General features: G+C 35.5%; 14 protein-coding genes. 11 read left to right on the plus strand and 3 right to left on the minus strand.

Annotated features, from left to right (window positions below; translation table 11 throughout):
* Positions 1-1695: 1695 nt before the first annotated feature.
* Complete coding sequence (locus J7E67_RS17450) at positions 1696-2814, plus strand: hypothetical protein (protein ID WP_214719336.1); 1119 nt, start codon at positions 1696-1698, stop codon at positions 2812-2814.
* Positions 2815-3742: 928 nt separating this feature from the next.
* On the plus strand, positions 3743-4285 hold the full coding sequence (locus J7E67_RS17455) for a BA5345 family protein (protein WP_214719334.1): 543 nt from the start codon (positions 3743-3745) through the stop codon (positions 4283-4285).
* 1111 nt (positions 4286-5396) lie between these two features.
* On the opposite strand, the gene J7E67_RS17460 is transcribed toward J7E67_RS17455, so the two are convergent.
* Together J7E67_RS17460 and J7E67_RS17465 are read right to left on the minus strand one after the other, a co-directional pair.
* Positions 5397-5675, minus strand: a complete 279-nt coding sequence (locus J7E67_RS17460; protein WP_214719332.1) for a DUF3847 domain-containing protein — start codon at positions 5673-5675, stop codon at positions 5397-5399.
* A gap of 1 nt (position 5676) precedes the next feature.
* The gene (locus J7E67_RS17465; RefSeq protein ID WP_214719330.1) at positions 5677-5940 is read right to left on the minus strand and encodes a C1orf50 family protein; all 264 of its coding nucleotides are present in this window, start codon (positions 5938-5940) and stop codon (positions 5677-5679) included.
* Positions 5941-6156: 216 nt separating this feature from the next.
* Here J7E67_RS17465 and mobQ point away from each other — a divergent pair, with 216 nt between their 5' ends.
* The 3 genes from mobQ (at position 6157) to J7E67_RS17480 (ending at position 9778) form a co-directional block, all read left to right on the plus strand.
* Positions 6157-8172, plus strand: a complete 2016-nt coding sequence (gene mobQ, locus J7E67_RS17470; RefSeq protein WP_214732509.1) for a MobQ family relaxase — start codon at positions 6157-6159, stop codon at positions 8170-8172.
* A 554-nt stretch (positions 8173-8726) separates the two neighbouring features.
* Entirely contained in the window at positions 8727-9110 is a 384-nt protein-coding gene (locus J7E67_RS17475; protein WP_214719326.1) for a VOC family protein, read from the plus strand.
* Positions 9111-9556: 446 nt separating this feature from the next.
* The gene (locus J7E67_RS17480) at positions 9557-9778 is read left to right on the plus strand and encodes a hypothetical protein (protein ID WP_214732510.1); all 222 of its coding nucleotides are present in this window, start codon (positions 9557-9559) and stop codon (positions 9776-9778) included.
* A 997-nt stretch (positions 9779-10775) separates the two neighbouring features.
* On the opposite strand, the gene J7E67_RS17485 is transcribed toward J7E67_RS17480, so the two are convergent.
* A complete protein-coding gene (locus J7E67_RS17485) occupies positions 10776-11072 on the minus strand; it encodes a hypothetical protein (protein ID WP_214719322.1) in 297 nt (98 codons plus the stop codon).
* Between the two features lie 495 nt (positions 11073-11567).
* On the opposite strand from J7E67_RS17485, the gene J7E67_RS17490 reads away from it, so the two are divergent.
* From J7E67_RS17490 to J7E67_RS17515, 6 genes are all read left to right on the plus strand, one after another.
* Positions 11568-12554, plus strand: a complete 987-nt coding sequence (locus J7E67_RS17490; RefSeq protein ID WP_214732511.1) for a thiamine pyrophosphate-dependent dehydrogenase E1 component subunit alpha — start codon at positions 11568-11570, stop codon at positions 12552-12554.
* 18 nt (positions 12555-12572) lie between these two features.
* Positions 12573-13562 carry an alpha-ketoacid dehydrogenase subunit beta gene (locus J7E67_RS17495; protein WP_214732512.1) on the plus strand — a complete coding sequence of 330 codons (990 nt, stop codon included), beginning with the start codon at positions 12573-12575 and terminating at the stop codon, positions 13560-13562.
* A 16-nt stretch (positions 13563-13578) separates the two neighbouring features.
* Positions 13579-14904 (plus strand): dihydrolipoamide acetyltransferase family protein, encoded by a 1326-nt coding sequence (locus tag J7E67_RS17500; protein WP_214732513.1) that lies wholly within the window; start codon positions 13579-13581, stop codon positions 14902-14904.
* A 13-nt stretch (positions 14905-14917) separates the two neighbouring features.
* Positions 14918-16303: a dihydrolipoyl dehydrogenase gene (gene lpdA, locus J7E67_RS17505; protein WP_214732514.1), complete on the plus strand. Its 1386-nt coding sequence runs from the start codon at positions 14918-14920 to the stop codon at positions 16301-16303.
* 190 nt (positions 16304-16493) lie between these two features.
* A complete protein-coding gene (locus tag J7E67_RS17510; protein ID WP_214732515.1) occupies positions 16494-17459 on the plus strand; it encodes a sugar-binding transcriptional regulator in 966 nt (321 codons plus the stop codon).
* Positions 17460-17596: 137 nt separating this feature from the next.
* The gene (locus tag J7E67_RS17515) at positions 17597-17929 is read left to right on the plus strand and encodes a bh protein (protein WP_214732516.1); all 333 of its coding nucleotides are present in this window, start codon (positions 17597-17599) and stop codon (positions 17927-17929) included.
* Positions 17930-18176: the final 247 nt, after the last annotated feature.

The following is an 18176-nucleotide window of genomic DNA, read 5'->3' on the forward strand; positions in this document are numbered from 1 at the left end:
AGAGATATGCTCTTATTTTTTGCTGGTAATGCACTTATTTTGTCTACTTTGACGTTTCCTCTCACAATGTGCACAGCCTTTTAAAGATCCTTCTTTCTGAATATAAGAGATATGCTCATTTTTTACTGGTAATGCACTTATTTTGTCTACTTTGACGTTTCCTCTCACAATGTGCACAGCCTTTTAAAGATCCTTCATTCTGAATATAAGAGATATGCTCTTATTTTTTACTGGTAATGCACTTATTTTGTCTACTTTGACGTTTCCTCTCACAATGTGCACATTCTTTTAAAGATCTTTCAATCAGAATAAAAAAGAGATACTTATCCTTTACTAGTAGGTCACTTATTTTCTACTTTGACGGTTCCTCTCACAATGTGCACATTCTTTTATAGAATTTTCATTTTAGAATAAAGGAGCTATCTGCTCACCTTCTACTAGTTGTGCACTTATTTTCTACTTTGACGTTTCCTCTCACAATGTGCACATCCATCATCTTAAAAATAAAAAGAGATATACCCATCCTAAACTAGTTGTGCACTTTTTTTTACTTTGACGTTTCCTCTCACAATGTGCACAGCCTTTTAAAGATCCTTCATTCAGCATAAAAGAGATATACTCATCCTTTACTAGTAGTGCACATATTTTCTACTTTGACAGTTCCTCTCACAATAGGCACTCCCTTTTAAAATATCCTTCATTCAGCATAAAAGAGTATCCTCATCCTTTACTAGTTGTGCACTTATTTTCTACTTTGACTGTTCCTCTCACAATGTGCACACCCTTTTAAAGATCCTTTATTCAGCATAAAAGAGTATCCTCATCCTTTACTAGTTGTGCACATATTTTCTACTTTGACGGTTCCTCTCACAGTGTGCACACCCTTTTAAAGATCCTTTATTCAGCATAAAAGAGTATCCTCATCCTTTACTAGTTGTGCACATATTTTCTACTTTGACGGTTCCTCTCACAATGTGCACATCCTTTTAAAGATCTTTCATTCTGCATAAAGAGATATACTCATCCGTCTAATAGTGCACTTATTTTCTGCTTGACGTTTCCTCTCACAATGTGCACAGACTAAGCCTAAATCATGTGCAACCTTTCTTTACTCCAAGCGACCTGGTCATTATTAAATGATTGACGCTCCCTTTCACAGCAGTACATTAAAATCCTGTGTGCAACTTTTTTTTCCTGACGTTTGCTCTCACAATATGCACAAATCCTTTAAAAGGCTGCATTTTTTGTCTGAATGAAATCCTTGATTTAATAGTAAAAATTCATAAATTTCTTATAAAAACACAAAATATTGCAATGTTTGCTCTTTCTTGTGTTTGAAAATGAAGGATAATGACGTTTCCTCTCACACAAACTAGCAAAGATTTCTGTGCAAGTTTTTTAGTTCTGCTTTTGTTTTAATAGACTCTTTTAAAAAAACGTTGATATATCAACGTTTCTCCCAATCCATTAATCAATCAGGTATGACGTTTCCTGTCACAATATGCACAAATTATAAAAAACAATGACGTTTCCTTTCACATAAAAAATTTTAAAGTTTTTTTCAACCCCTTGGGGGACAAGGGATTGACGCCTGTTGTGCAACTTTGAAAATCCCTTAATAAAGGGCATCATTTCCTCTATTTCCATTCTGCTATAATTCAAACTAGGAAAATAGACGAGAGGAGGGCCCCTGGAATGAACAGTAAAATGAGAATCGACGGTTTTCGAATGCATCATGCCATATTGGAAGAATTTCGTTTTCTACGTGATGAGTCATTTGAGCGCCCTCCTGCATCTGCCTATGTTGTATATATGACCATGTTAAAGCAATTGGAAGTAGAACAGAATCAACGCGGCATGCTAAAAGAATATAATCTTTCTTCATGGGCTAAGAAACTTGGAATCTCTTATTCTACTCTTTGGGGAGGAAAGCGATTTCTAGAAGATCATCATTTTGTGAAAGAGGAAATTCACGAAGGATTACCTGTTTTAGTTCTAAAAGATGTCGAAAAGTATAATACACCTGAACATAATGGTGGGGTTCTCAACTACCTGATCATACCACATGGCCTTTTTGACACAAATATATTAGCTGAATTCGTCCGTACTTCAAATCCTGAAGGGATCGAATTACTCTTATCCTTGCTTAACCAATTTCGTACTGGTATGTCTTTTAGCAAAACGGGTGAAGTGGAGAAAGTAAAGCAAGAAAGGACGATGAAAACACTCAAGTTTCAATTGAATAAAAATGCAAAAGGAGTCCGAAAAACATTAAGTGTTTTAGAGGCTCTATTTTCCATAGAATTTACTGGGATTGAAATGCGTGGTAAACAAATATGGATTAAGAAAGTTGGCTTTTCCTTGAAGCCGGAATGCGTGGAAGAGAATACAGATGAATTCAACGTGAACCCGCTTATGGCAAAATTATCAAAAGAGCTAACCTACTTCTTGGATGGACATCAAATTAAATATAAACCAAGAGACCAAATTGATGTCATGCTTTCTTTTAAACAGGAAGTAATGAATAAAATGAACTATTTACTGGATGAAGATAGAGAGAAATTCACTGTCAGGGATCGCTTTATAAAAAATTTCTTTATAGAAACAATGGATCAAATTGGAGTCTTAATACATACAGAAAAACAACGAACCGGAACGTTTCATTTTTACTCAATCGGTGCTTTTTTCAGGATGGCTTTCAGAAAGTATCTCCCTGGTGCTTTAAAAAAGCTGCCTTATGATCTAATCTTTGAAGCCAAAATTAGGGAATTTACTTTAACTGGTCAAGAACCCGCACTTTACAATCTAATTTAATAGAGATAATCAGCCTTGTGAAAAAAATGGACCCTCACAGGGCTATTCGTATTTGACCAAAATTAAAATCATAGTTCTATTTTTTAAAATAATTCCTTCTTGGAAAATCTGTCTTCTTCTTTGACAGATTTTCCAAGAAGGAATTATTTTTTTTGAGTAAGAGGCTCCGAATGTATACTTGTGTATTTGTTGATTTTTAAAATAAACCCTTGTGAATATGTAAATAGTTTAAAAAAATACTTGTGGAGATGTGAATTCTTTTTTATATTATTTGTGTACTAGTGGAAACTATGTTATTACTACTCTCTAAAAAGGCTGAAACCCTTCTCCCACAACGGATATACCCCGAAAATTTAAAATGCCTATTATTATTGTTTATCTTATTAAATATATATTTTTTACTAATTATATATATTCTTACTAAATATAATTTTTACGATAGAAATCCATGACTATAATATTCTTGTTAATTTAATACCATCTATTAAGTTTTTATTCCTTCATTAATAAAAACATGAGAGATTTTAAAAAGAATATTTACAAATGAGATTGCTTGGTTAAAAAGTAATATTTTAGTTAACCTACCCACTCCTCTAACAGACATATAAAATATAAATCGCCTTTAATACCAACACCAATTTGTTTCAAAGCTCGCCTAACACTAAGCAGCCTACCAAGGCGTGCTTTTTTTCCTTTAAGAAGGTGATGATAGGAAAATTGTTAATCATTCATCGTTAGAACCAAAACAGCAGCTAGATAAAACTCAAAGAAAAAGCAAAAGAAAAAGAATATTCTAGAAAAAAGAATGTTGAGGAATGAATGAGTTACACCGTGATACTTATATAAGAGGACATGGTACTGTAAGAAGGAAATAAGCAGGATTTACTTTCCTTTTATCGAAAAAGTAATGATGAAAGGAAGGATGCAAATGAATTTAGATTCAAAAAATTTGATTAGATGGGGAATACCTGGATGGATGCTCTTGGCTATATTAATTTCCTATTTTACAATAAGTGATTACGGGGCAGTAAAATCGTTCATATTTAGTAAGGATATTCCGATCATTGTCTCTTCCATTACAATTTTTATTGGGACTGGGATTATTATAGGCAATTTAATACATCAAATCAGTCTTAGTTTTGGATTAATTATGTGGATAAACAAGAATAAATACTTTAAAAACGAGTATGAGATGGACTTAAAAATTATTAAAAATCAATTCGGAAAAGAGATCCAAAGGATTTATAGTTACAAACTTGGGAATGTTCATGCTTTAAGAGTTTTATCTACTAGTTTATTCCTATCATTATTAATCTTGGTTATATTATCTCTAACGATTACTTTTTCGATAAAGATAGGTATCTTACTTCTAATAGTTCTTGGGCTTAATTGTATTGTGTTTTATAACTGGGTTTATTTTCAAAACAACTTGAATTATTTTATAAAGAAAATTAAGTCTGATTTTGAATAATAGGTTATGGCATCCGGTCGGGATGTTTTTTATTTATTAAAGTAAGGTGTTACGTTATGAAGCTTGATCAATACTTAATGATAAAATTAGTTCGAACGGTAGAAGGAAACTTAAGAAAAAATAATGTAAGCATTTAGGAAATTGAGGTAATGATGAGTATTAATAAGGTGACATTTACTAGAAAAAAGGATTCGTGAGGAGAAAATTGTTTACTTAAAGTTAACAATTAATTAGCAGAAAAAATCTTTTTTTGCTGAAATGTAACGAAGAAGGAAAGTGAGAACTATGAAAAACTACGTAACTTATACGTTCCATCAATTGGGTTAAAACGCGATTCAGAAGAATTGAATAGAGTGATAGGGGTCCATTCTGAGGATAACTACATCCTTCATTCTGTGTTGCCTAAAAATTAGTGAAGGTATACTGAAGGATATATTATAATTTTTGTCACAAACGTAGCTGGATTTGATCCATCCTTCGTAGTGTATTTTTTTATTTCAAAACAATACCAAATTTGAAATGCATGACTTTTTATTGTATTCTTCTGCCTTGTCACTTCAAATCATCTCTATCATCTTTAAATGAAATAGAGAAAGAACAAAATGCAGAAAGAAGAGAAAAACATGATGGTAAAATAAATGCCAATAACGGAAGACGCTTTTGATATAAAGTTCGAACAATTGAAAAATATTTCTAGGTAGTAGAAGATGTGAATTTCTTAACATAAAAGTTCTTTCTGTTGATGGAGATAATGATTCAGATTTTAACAATATTCAAATGAAAATGCTCCCAGGATTGACGGTGCATTCGAGATGTTAAAAGTTTATTTATCTGTAGAAAAAACTAGGATATTGATGGAAGTGGAAATTATCGTCAAATGTATTTAAGAGTTTTTAAAAATAGTAAATACCTATAAACATAATGATCTGTATAATATTCTTAAAAATTTTTTAGGATTTTACCGGAATAAAAGAATTGATCATTTAGGGGAAAAGGTGAAACACTAAATAGATTTTCTTATAGAATTTTTGAATGGATTTCAGCGAAGTGGAAAGTGGAGGAGTAATAAAGGTGAGATAAAAAAGCGCATTAACAATTTGTAGAATTTAAATTAATGCGCTTCTCGATCTTCCTGCATGTTTTGAATTTTTCTATCAATATATTTCTTATTTTTATTTTTAAACTCAGCTAAAATTTTTAACAAATCTTCGGTGTCCTTTAGGGATACATTTTCATTTTCTAAGTACTTTTCTAAAAGTGCTCCTTTTTGGATCAATCTTCTAGTTCTTTCTCGCCGATCTTCATTAGAAATTTTGTATTCTAAGGCTTTCTTTTTTTGCTCCAGGACTTTTATTTTGTCCTCAAGTTTATGTAACTCTTCATTTGTCATATTAATCACCCGATAGGTTTATGGTCGTCTCTTCCTCTTTTTGCTCTTCGTTGGATGATGCAACCTCGGAATATACCTTTACTTGGTCCTTAAACAAATCTATTAATGTTTTTGCTTCATTTACATCTTCAATTCCCCATGTGTCCATTAAGTACTTACCAATGTCTCTCTGGGAATTGGTCAAAATTCGTTTTTGTTTTTCTTTTAGTTTTTTAATTTGCTCTTCGATGTCAGTTATTTTGTCCTTTGTATTTTGTCTTGGCATTTTAGCACCTCTTTTTAGATAGTTTACTATATTATAACATTTGAACCAAATCATGGGAAGTGATATAATGGTCCCAATATCGAAGATAAGGGCGCACTTATATACCACTATCTTGGTATTGTGCGTCGGCCCCTTCTATGAAGGAGCCAAACTCGTGAGGCGTCTTAAAAATTCGCTTCGCTCATGTTTGTAAAAGATGGTGAGGTGACTATAACTATGGCAATCTATCATTTTTCTAATCAGATTATTTCAAGAAAAAAACAACAAAACACTATTGCGGCTGCGGCCTATCGTTCTGGTGAAAGACTGATAGATGATAGAACGAATGAAGAAAAGTTTTACAAAAGAAAAGTGAAACCGATTACTCATATTCTGGCGCCTAGTCATGCACCTGAATGGGTTTATGATCGTCAACAATTATGGAATGAAGTGGAGAAAAAAGAAAAACAATGGAATGCTCAACTCGCTCGTGAAATTAATGTAGCCTTACCAAAAGAATTATCCCACGCCGAACAAGAGCAATTAGCCATTGAATTTTGTACGGAAATTTTTGTTAATGATGGGATGGTTGCCGATTTATCCATCCATCGAGATGATGAAGAAAACCCTCACTTTCATGTGATGTTAACGATCCGTCCATTTAATGAAGATGGTTCATGGGGGAATAAACAAATGAAAGTGAAAGAAATAGTTGACGGAAAAATACAAGTTAAAGCCTTACATATAACCGATTGGAACACAAAAGAAAAACTGATGTATTGGAGAGAACAGTGGGCTCATTATGCCAATCGTTTTTTAGAGAAAAATGGTTTTTCAGAAAGAATTACTCATTTATCGAACAAAGATAGAGGGATTGAAATACTTCCAACGATTCACGAGGGTTTTGTTGCAAGGCAGATGCAAAGCGAAGGTAAAGAATCCGATAGGATTAAAATGAATACTAACAGAAAAGAGTACAACAAAACGGTCATTGAACTTGCAGAAGCGAAGAAAGAAAAACAGATAAAAGAAAGAACTGACAAGTATGTTCGTCGCTTTACTCCTTTAGAGAAAAAGCAATTACGTGAATCAGCAAAACTGTTACGGATGTTTGTCAACTATGAAAATATTAATACTCGAAGATTACAATTAGGAAAATGGCAATCCCGACTTGAGTTTCATCAGGATTCCATTGATAAATATAAAAAAATAAGCCGGATTGAAAAAGAAACAGAACTATTAAATCAGACAGAAGAAATCTTAAAAATTGAAGCAAATAGATTCTTAGATAAATATTATCCGAATTTAAATAAGGAAGAACTATCTACAGATCAAAAAATTGAAGTTGTTGAAACCACTGTTTCTCAAAATAAATTGTTGAGCATCAAGGACATTGAAAGGGTTTTTCATGAATTAGAGATAAAACAAATTGAAAGAGATCTTCATGTTTTATTAAATAATCGACAGCAATTTGTATTATCCTTGCAGCAAGAACTACAAAATGCAGAGAAACAATTTGAGCATCTACGAACGAAAAATGGAATTAACTTTGCCGATCAATCAACCATTAAAAATGCATCTAATAAAGATTTAAAACAGATGCAGTTTTTATTAAAACATAAAGAAAATATGAATAAATCATTAGACTTGATGGATCAGCTTTATGATCATCAGTTACAAGAAATGTACCCTCATTGGAATGGTCGGAATTATTTAAAGATTGAACAGAAAGAATTCTTTGTAATGGCAGATGAGTATTATGGAAAAACAATAACACCAGAAGATTTCTCCAACCCACCAAGAAAGTATTCAAAAGAAGAACAAAAAGAAATTATTTTGTCTTTGTATTGCATTAAAAGCGATAAAACGGATTCATATAATAAGGATCAACAGTACGAGTTTTTACGAAATAAATATCCTGATATCCAAATGGATAATCAATCTTATATGAAAATCTTTTATCATGAATGCCTGCGTTATTCAGATGAAATTGGCCCAGATAAAATGAATCAGCTTCACAGAGCGTTTAATGTTCAAATATTTAGAAATGTGGAAAAATCATCATTTGAAGCTCCTAACACCTTTACACCACATCCTAATCATTATCTAGGTTCTAAATTTCCTGATGGAACGGATTTCTTCTCGATTCTTGAAAGTGCAATCCGTGAAGCTGACCGCAAGTGGAGGGAAGATGAATTCGAACAATATCACAAAAATAAAAAGAAGAAACGACAAAGAGGAATAGAACGATAGAAAGAGATTGAATGGATGAAAAAAGATAGTAACCTTTATAAAAAAAATTCGCCAGCAATAAGTAATTTCATGGTGCAAGCACAAGCTAACTTTATAAGGATTGGAGCTTATGAAGATGGTTGTTTATCATTATGAACGTAACTTTAATTTGAAGCCATTGAGAGCTTTGAAAATGTCTTTTTTTTAACTTAATAAATAAAATAATCCTATTACAAGGAGAGAGCCCCCTGATTGTGCCAGGATTTTATTTTTTTGACTTCATTTTTCCGTGTTATTAAGGTGTTTGAATTAAAAAATTTTTAAGATGAAAGAACCTCTTCTAGTCCTTAATTGAGTTGAGTAAGATAAGTAAAGACAGGCACCATAATAGTGATTTTCTTTATGGAATTGAATTTGAGTAATAGTGTAAAGGAGAATTCAGGCGAAAAGCTTAAGAAAAGTGAATTGAAAAAACAACAGAATCTTGGCTTTATTTGGCTTTAGAGGTTGGCAAAAAAGCATGAGTTTACCTTTAAGAAAAATGGTTGCTAAACACTCTCATAGGGGGTTAGAAAATGACTAGAAAAAGGATTGACCATGTAGGAGTTATGGTACGAAACTTAGAAAATTCTATTAAATTTTATAAAGATGTTGTAGGTTTAACATTAAAAGGCACACTTCTCCATACAAATGGAATTATCCGATTAGCATTCCTTGGGTTTAATGAATCATATGAAACTGAATTGGAGTTAATTCAAGGCTACAATGATCAACTACCTGCGGAAGGTAAGGTCCATCATTTCGCTGTTACGGTGGACAATATTGAGGAAGAATTTAAACGTATTCAAAGCTTAGATGTAGAATTAGTGGATCAAGAAATTACTTCATTACCTAATGGATATCGCTACTTTTTCGTATACGGCTCAGAAGGGGAATGGGTTGAATTTTTCCAACGCTAAGAATTTACAATATCATTAGCAGAAAGAAGAGATTCTTCTTTTCTGCTAACGATATTGTAAGAACACTCCCATTTAGTTAAGACATTAATCGGTTTCAAAGTTAATCCAGAAAAGATCTTCTATAATATCTACTTGTTTTATAGCCAGCGTTAGCAGTTACATCAATGGGAAAACTCCGTTTGATTTGAAGAAGCTTGCAGAGGGGTTACTTGTTTGGGCAAATGTTATCACTTTTTTCAGGAGTGGGTACATATCTGACTTTTTAAATGTAAATCCAAAAGCGGTGGAAGATCTGGTTAACCTGATGGAATACAAGGAAAAGTGTTCTGATTACTTTAAAATCCATCATTCTTATGTTCCAACCCCTACGTTCGGGAAGAATTCTAAGCGTGTAGGGATGGGCAGACGCTGATTTCATTTTGGATGATATGCTGGTAGATGTAAAGGTGACAAAGAATTTTGGATTCAAATCTGATCATACAAACCAGTTGATTGGCTATTATCTGTTGGATTTTTATGAGAAACTGCCAGAAGAAGACAAACAGCGGTTCACGAAAATCGGATTGTTTTTCCCTCGTCAAGACCAATTCGTCTACATGGATATGGCAGATTTAAGAAGAGACTTTGATTTGGATGACTTTGCAAATCAATTTTATAAGATTATCTAATGTATAAGTAAAAAACCCCCAATAAAAAAGAGGGCACTGCAAAAGTCGAAATTATAACGAAAAAAGGGTTAGCACCTACTATCAGTAGTGTCTATCCCTTTTTATTTCTTCCTACATATTGTGTTTCATAAATTAAATTATCCTCTTTGCAGTATCCTCTTATAGTGGTTTTTTGTATTTTTATTATGAATTTCTTCGTAAATTTGGCAAAGATTAAACCAATAAAAAAAGAACCCGACTGCTATCGAGTTCTTAAAAATTTACCCACCCTATTTTTCTCAGTATTTTAACTGCCTTATTTTTATTAACTTCATTAAGTCTGACCTTAGCAGCTGCAATTCTTGACGCTTTTTTTTCAGCTCCTCTGTCAACTCCTCTTTTAAAGGCTGTAAATACTCAACCCTTTCTCTTAAGGATTGAAGCTCAAACTCCTTTAGCAGAAGCTTTGGATTAGTTAAATCTAGAATATAATTACCGTCGCCACTGCCATTAGGTCCAGAACAGCCTGTTACCTTACAAAGGTTTTTTCCTAAAATTTCTTTAATCGGCCATCAGGATTGTCATTTGCAGTTATCATTCCGACCATTCTTTCATATCAGATGAGGCGGATATTCGTTTATAAATGTTGCAATTTCCCGTGCTTTAGATTCAAATCCTAGCTTATCAAAAGAAATTTTCTCTACCGGCAAGTGATTCATTGCTTCCATCGTTTATCCCCCTTTTTGTTGTAACAGCATTTTAACGAAATTAGCTGAATTTACAATAATTTCGGCTGGGTTTAAATTCATAGTTTTTCTCCTTTTATTAGGTATTATTGATAAATACGATTTGTCCTTTAAATGGTTTCAATTTAAAGCATTCTCGTTTACATAAGTGTTATTTTGTATGTTTTTTGCGTTTTTTTGCTCATTTTTATTAATTTTTGTATCTTTTCAATACCACCTTTCTATTGGTGAATTTTGATTCTGGATTCAATCTAAAACAACAAAAAAAGAGCTCAATGGCTCTCAATTAGCAGATATTCAGCTGCTTTCAAGTAGGAATTTAAAGCTTTACGATGTTTCCAAAGAAAACCAATAATTTCATTCTCATGTATGGGGTGCTCCTTCATATCCCAAAATGAATTGTTTTTTCTGTAAAAGGTAAATCCTTCATTCGGATAACTCATAAGGGTGAGATAGCCCTTATTTTTCGTATCTTCAAAGGTAAGATAATGTTTTGTGCCGTCCCATTCTGAAAAAACTTGAAAGTGACTTAGGAAGTCTTCAACGTCAGACTTTTTCTTAATAACCATGTGTCCACTCCCTTTCAATTATTTAATTTCAAATTCGACTTAATTGTTGTATGTTCCTGCTTTTGTGGGACAACTTTCACTTTTAAGGTCTGTAAAAATTCAGTGAAAGACGTTGCTTGCATAATTCTAAAGGGGTATGAACCATCAATGGCATAACGTTGATCTGATAGGATGAGGAGGTGCGGGAAGACTTTTTTATCTACTGGCTGCCAAGGTTCGTTTTCGATAATCCTGCTATCGTACTCTATCAGTTGTAATTGCCTATTTTGCAAGCTTTGGAATGTATTCTTAGAAAATAAATGGAACGTATTAGAGGGAGATTGGGGGAATTGGTTTTTAAAGACCTTTTTCTCCCTTTCTCCCTTTTTTATCATCAATTTTTAAGAAAACTGAGTACATAAATTACACCGATTTTTACTTGACTTAGAGAATCATAAGTTATAAGATGTTTACAAATGTAATACGTCGGAACAAATGTAAAAGGAGGAAGTTGAAATGATAGCGAATACGTTAAAACTGCCTGAGATGATTACGGAAGAGAAATTAAAAGATTTATATAAAGAAATGTGGCTCATTCGATATTTTGATGAGAAGGTGGATCAATTTTTTGCAAAAGGGATGATTCATGGAACGACACATCTTTGTGTTGGTCAGGAAGCATCTGCAGCTGGCTCGATCGCTGTCATTGGGAGAAAAGATAAAATTGTCAGCACACACCGTGGTCACGGCCACTGTATTTCCAAAGAAGGGGACGTCAATAAAATGATGGCGGAGCTCTTTGGTCGTGAAACAGGCTATTGTAAAGGGAAAGGTGGCTCGATGCATATCGCAGACGTAGAAAAGGGAAACCTCGGCGCCAATGGTATTGTTGGTGGCGGTATTCCGATTGCTGTAGGCGCGGCACTTACTTCAAAAATGAAAAAAGAAAATTATGTGGTTCTTTGCTTCTTTGGAGATGGTGCTTCTAATGAAGGAAGCTTCCATGAATCCGTAAACCTTGCGGCAATTTGGGATTTGCCGGTTATCTTTATTTGCGAAAACAACCAGTATGGCATGTCAGGTTCTGTAAAAGAAATGACCCGTGTTGAAAATATAGCAGACCGTGCCGGGGCGTACGGAATCCCAGGCAAGGTCGTAGATGGAACTGACATGATTGAAATTATGAATACAGTTAATGAAGCAGTGGAACGAGCACGCGCTGGTTTTGGCCCATCACTAATTGAAATGAAAACATACCGCTGGAAAGGCCACTCCAAAAGTGACGCGAAAAAATACCGTACACGTGAAGAAGAGAATGAGTGGAGAGCAAGGGATGGCATTAGGCGTTTTAAAGAGGTCTTAATTGAAGCCGGTGTATTGACAGAAGAGAGTGCGAAACAGCTACAAGATACAGCATACCAGGAAATTGAAGACGCTGTTAGATTTGCGGAAAACAGTCCTGAACCGTCACTTGATAGTTTACTAGAAGACATATACGCGTAAAGAAGGAGGAAGAAGAATATGGAGACCAGACAAATTACCTATTTAGAAGCAGTACGAGAAGCAATGAGCCAGGTAATGCGTGAAAATAATGATGTTTTTATTCTAGGTGAAGATATTGGAGTATATGGAGGAGCATTCGGTGTAACACGCGGGATGATTGAAGAGTTTGGGCCTGAACGTATTCGCAATACCCCAATTTCAGAAGCAGCAATTTCAGGAGCAGCAATCGGAGCAGCCTTAACTGGAATGCGCCCGATCTTAGAACTTCAATTCTCTGACTTTATTACGATTGCAATGGACAATATGGTTAACCAGGCGGCGAAGACGCGCTATATGTTCGGTGGTAAAGGAAAAGTGCCAATGGTATTAAGAACACCATCCGGTTCTGGTACAGGTGCTGCAGCACAGCATTCTCAAAGCCTTGAAGCATGGATGGCCCATATTCCAGGCCTGAAAGTGGTTCAACCATCTACAGCTTACGATGCAAAAGGTTTATTAAAAGCAGCAATTGAAGATGATAACCCAGTTATTTTTTACGAACATAAATTATTGTATAGAACAGCTGCCGAAGTGCCGGAGGAAACCTACAAAATTGAATTAGGCAAGGCGGACATCAAGCGTGAAGGTGAAGACGTGACCATAGTTGCCACGGCTATAATGGTTCATAAAGCACTTGAGGCTGCAGCTGAACTTGAAAAAGAAGGAATCAGTGTTGAAGTTGTTGACCCTCGTACGATTGTACCGCTTGATAAAGAAACCATTATCAATTCTGTTAAAAAGACAGGACGCTTAATTGTGATTCATGAAGCTGTTCAACGCGGAGGTATAGGCGGAGAAATCGTTAGTGTTGTTGCAGAAAGTGAAGCATTTGACTACCTGGATGCACCGATTAAGCGTCTAGGGGGTAAAGAGGTTCCGATTCCGTACAACCCGAACTTGGAAAAAGCGGCGATTCCTCAGGTTCCTGACATTATCGAGGCTGTAAGAGAAACAGTAAAGTATAAATAAGAGGGAGGGTGTTATAGTGGCAAAGGAAATTTTTATGCCGAAACTTAGCAGTACGATGGAAGTTGGTACCCTCCTTCAGTGGTTTAAAGAAGAAGGGGACACAGTTGAAATTGGCGAACCGCTTTTTGAAATAATGACAGATAAAATAAATATTGAAGTTGAAGCATACGATCAAGGGATTTTGTTGAAAAAATATTTTCAAATGGATGACCAAGTCCCGGTAAATCAAACCATTGGTTATATCGGCGCAGCAGGTGAAAAAGTGCCTGAAACCTCAACTGGCATCTCTGGTTCGGAAGAAGACGTACAGGAAAAGAAGGAAGAACCGGTTGTTGAGGAACAAACAGTTCCAGTGGAAGCATCAGTCGTTCAACGCGGAGAAAAACCTCGTGCAACCCCTGCGGCTCGGAAGATTGCCCGTATGAATAATTTGGAATTATTCTTTATTAAAGGAAGCGGTCCGAATGGTCGTGTGCATAAGAAAGATGTAGAATCTATGAATGCGGCACCTAAGGCGACACCGCTTGCCCGTAAAATTGCTGAGGCAGAGAAAGTTGATTTGTCAGCAGTAAACGGCAACGGCATCAATGGGAAAATTTTAAAAACGGATGTAATCCCGGCCGTTTCGAAAACAGAATTGGATTCGGTAATCCAACCGCAGCGCAAGAAGATGTCTGGCATGAGAAAGGTAATTGCCCAGCGCATGGTACAAAGTGCTTATACAGCACCTCATGTCACATTAACAACAGAAGTGGATATGACAAAAGTGAAAGATCTCCGCACATCCCTTCTTCCTGTTATTGAAAAGCAAACAGGATTTCGTCTATCGTTTACAGATATTTTGATCAAAACAACTGCTGTAGCACTTGCACGTCATCCGGAAGTGAATGTGTCTATTGAAGGAGACGAAATTGTTCAACATAGTGATGTTCACATCGCTCTTGCGGTTGCGGTGCCGGACGGTCTTATGGTACCTGTCATTAAGGATGTGCTCGGCAAGGGATTTGCTGAACTTACTAAGGATGCTAAGGAAATTGGGAAGCGTGCGCGTGAAAATAGCTTGCTTCCGCACCAGTTAAAAGGATCGACTTTTACAATCAGCAATCTTGGCATGTATGCAATTGATACGTTTACACCAATCATTAACCAGCCGGAAAGTGCGATTCTCGGAGTTGGACGAATCCAAGATAAACCTGTTGCAGTCAATGGTGCTGTGACGATTCGTCCAATGATGGCACTCAGTCTGTCATTTGACCATCGTGCCATGGACGGTGCCCCGGCGGCTGCTTTCTTGACAGAATTGAAACAAGTTCTTGAAAATCCATTTGAGTTACTTGTGTAATGAGGTGAAAGAATTGAGTAAATCTTATGAAATTATTGTGGTAGGTGGCGGGCCTGGCGGATACGTAGCCGCTCTACATGCAGCTGAACTAGGAAAAAAAACAGCTTTAATTGAGGCCGGTTTTCTTGGCGGTACATGTTTAAATCGGGGCTGTATTCCGTCGAAGACCTATTTAAAGCATTCAGAAATTATTGAACAGATTGAAAAGGCAAAGGATTGGGGAATTGAAACGGGTTCTTTGACGTTTTCCTTTAGCAAGATGAAAAAACGAAAAGATGATGTCATTAATCGACTGCGTGGAGGAATTGCCTTTTTACTTAAACAGGGCAAAATTGATTTATACAATGGCTATGGGTCAGTTCTTGAAGGTGGAGTTGTCAAAGTAAAATCGGACACTGGAGAAGAAAACCTTCAAGCAGGTAAAGTGATTGTCTCGACCGGTTCTACTCCTGCTGTGCCGCCAATAACCGGGCTTGATACCGTAAAGTTTGATACCAGTGATACCATTTTTGACATTAAAGACATTCCAAAATCCCTGATCATTATCGGAGGTGGAGTTATTGGGGTCGAATTTGCCACTATTTTTACTTCCTTGAAAGCAGAAGTTACTATCGTCGAGGCTGCAGATCGGATTATCCCTACAGAGGATAGTGAAGCATCTAAGTTTTTGACTAAGGCATTGAAGAAAAAAGGGATTAAAATTTATACTGGTGCAAGTGTACAGAAAGTTCAGGAAGCAGACGGTTTAAAAACAGTTGTGTGTGCAGATGCAAAAGGAAAAGAATTTTCTGTAGATGCTGAAACCTTACTAGTCAGCACTGGCCGTCGGCCGAACCTTTCTGCAACAAAAGAGTTAAGCCTCGAACAAAACGGGCCGTTCATAAAAGTGAATAATAAAATGGAAACCAGCAAGCCAAATGTTTACGCGATTGGCGATGTGATTGGTGGTTGGCAGCTTGCTCATGCAGCCAGTGCCGAAGGAGTGGTTGCCGCCACTAATGCTGCCGGTGGCAAGGATAAAATGGATTACAAAGTAATGCCTCGTTGCATTTATACACTTCCGGAAATTGCGTCGGTTGGTTTGTCAGAGGATGAAGCGAAAAAGCAAGGCATCGATGTACAAGTTGAAAAATTTGACTTTGCTGGTAGCGGTAAAGCGCTAAGCGTCGGTGAGCCGGAAGGCTTCACAAAAGTTATATATGAAGCAAGATACGGCGAAATTATTGGTGTCGTCATGGCTGGGCCTCATGTTACAGAAATGATAGCTGAAGCGTCTGCGTTCATGTACCTTGAAGGAACCATAGAAGAAGCGGCCAAAATGATCCATCCTCATCCGACTATATCAGAAACATTTTATGAAGCCGCTATAAATGCGGTCAATAAACTGCGAAATCGGTAGAATGAAGAGGTCGCTGTATAAATTTCCTCGGTTGTGGGCGGATATATATGTTTTTTAACAAAAGTGCTGAAGATTAAGACTCTCGGAACTTTTCCTATATCCTGGATGATTTTTCAAAAGGTATTGTGTACAATAATTATATCTTAAACGAATAAATATCCTATTGAAATTACCAAAAGGAGAATGATAAGTGGATTGGAATGAAAAAAGGCAATTAGTTAAAGTATCCAGCTTATATTATAAGGACGGCTGGACTCAAGCGGAAATTGCTAAAAAAATAGGTGTTTCAAGACCCGTCATTTCAAAATTGCTGCAAAAGGCAAAGGATGAAGGAATTGTAAATATTTATATAAAAGATGAAAGCGTTCGGACAGTTGAATTAGAGCAGCAGCTCGAAAAACATTTTGGTCTCTCGGATGCCATTGTTGTACCAAACAACGGGCTAACTAGTGAAATGTCGAAGCGGGCTATCGGCCAAGCTGGCGCTGGTTATATTTCGCAAAATATGAGAGAGGTAAAAGGGATTGGAATTTCATGGGGCTCGACACTTTCATACCTGATTCAAGAATATCCTTTTGAACGAAGAGAAGACATTAAGGTGGTTCCATTAGAAGGAGGCATGGGCGTTAAAAATGTTGAAATCCATGCTAATCAACTGGCTAATGAATTCGCTAAAAAGATAAATGGTCATTGCACCTATTTATATGCACCCGCCATTGTTGAATCAGAAGAACTAAAAGAACGTTTAATGGAAATGCAGGACATTGAAACAGTATTAGAAAGTGGACGTAATGTAGATATTGCTATTATTGGTATAGGTAATCCTTTCAAGGATTCGACATTAATGAAGATTGGTTATTTGAAAGAAACTGATTTAAGTCATCTTAATAAAATGGGTGTAGTAGGAGACATTGGTTTTCGATTTTTTGATAAACAAGGTAATCAGATCAATGATTCTATTAATAACAGGGTAATAGGAATTTCATTAGAAGAATTAAAAAAAATAAAAAAGGTGATTGCAGTTGTTGAAGGAGATCATAAAGCTGAAAGTGTTCTTGGCGCTTTGAGAGGTCAATTTATTAATGTTCTAATTATTGATGAGCAAACGGCTGGTGTTGTTTTAAAATTGAATGAAAATTATTTTATAAATACTTGAGTCAATCCATTAGGTTTTTGTCTGTCTTATACAATTAACTGAGAATAATTATTTAGATAAATAGGCATGTAATAATAAAAGTGATAATCCTTTTTCGAAACAAAGTTTATTGAATATTAGTAAAGGAGTAAAACTATATGAAAATTACAGAGATCGATGCCTCCCTGTATTGTTCACATTGCCATGATGAAACTTTACATCATGTTCAGTATTTAAACGGTAAAATTCAATGTATCAAGTGTACAAACTGCCAGCGTAAAATGGTGACAGATTTGAATCCAATGAGGGAGTTATCTAAAGAAATATTTAAGAGAGTTACATCAAAACCGACAAATTTGACTAGAGAATATAGAGAGGATTTTAACAAGTTCATTCATGAAATGCCTAAAAGAGTCATAAGTAAACCCTTTAGGTTAATTAGGTATGCAAATGAAACGAAAAAGGCATTAAAAATAAGTAAGGATTTATAGAAAAAAGGTTGGGAAAATAGAGCCTCTTCATTTAAAGTCCTCTATATACACCAGTATCTTAACGATATGGAGTATCCCCTTGGTGAACAAAATTCAAAGTAAAGTTAACTGTTTTAAGAAATTTGGATGGGTAATGCATTGTAACTAAATTTATATTATAAAAAACCACTTCCTTAGACTGTCCTAGTGATTTGAGACAGAGATAAAACACCCTTATTAGGCTGCTATACTTCCAAATTCAACGGGC

The organism is Bacillus sp. ISL-46 (assembly GCF_018613205.1).

Bases quoted from the DNA above. Each gene is read 5' to 3' on its own strand.
- J7E67_RS17495 (WP_214732512.1), top strand. From the start codon at position 12,573: ATGGAGACCAGACAAATTACCTATTTAGAAGCAGTACGAGAAGCAATG.
- J7E67_RS17490 (WP_214732511.1), top strand. From the start codon at position 11,568: ATGATAGCGAATACGTTAAAACTGCCTGAGATGATTACGGAAGAGAAA.
- mobQ (WP_214732509.1), top strand. From the start codon at position 6,157: ATGGCAATCTATCATTTTTCTAATCAGATTATTTCAAGAAAAAAACAA.
- J7E67_RS17465 (WP_214719330.1), bottom strand. From the start codon at position 5,940: ATGCCAAGACAAAATACAAAGGACAAAATAACTGACATCGAAGAGCAA.
- J7E67_RS17450 (WP_214719336.1), top strand. From the start codon at position 1,696: ATGAACAGTAAAATGAGAATCGACGGTTTTCGAATGCATCATGCCATA.
- J7E67_RS17460 (WP_214719332.1), bottom strand. From the start codon at position 5,675: ATGACAAATGAAGAGTTACATAAACTTGAGGACAAAATAAAAGTCCTG.
- J7E67_RS17475 (WP_214719326.1), top strand. From the start codon at position 8,727: ATGACTAGAAAAAGGATTGACCATGTAGGAGTTATGGTACGAAACTTA.
- J7E67_RS17515 (WP_214732516.1), top strand. From the start codon at position 17,597: ATGAAAATTACAGAGATCGATGCCTCCCTGTATTGTTCACATTGCCAT.
- J7E67_RS17455 (WP_214719334.1), top strand. From the start codon at position 3,743: ATGAATTTAGATTCAAAAAATTTGATTAGATGGGGAATACCTGGATGG.
- J7E67_RS17485 (WP_214719322.1), bottom strand. From the start codon at position 11,072: ATGGTTATTAAGAAAAAGTCTGACGTTGAAGACTTCCTAAGTCACTTT.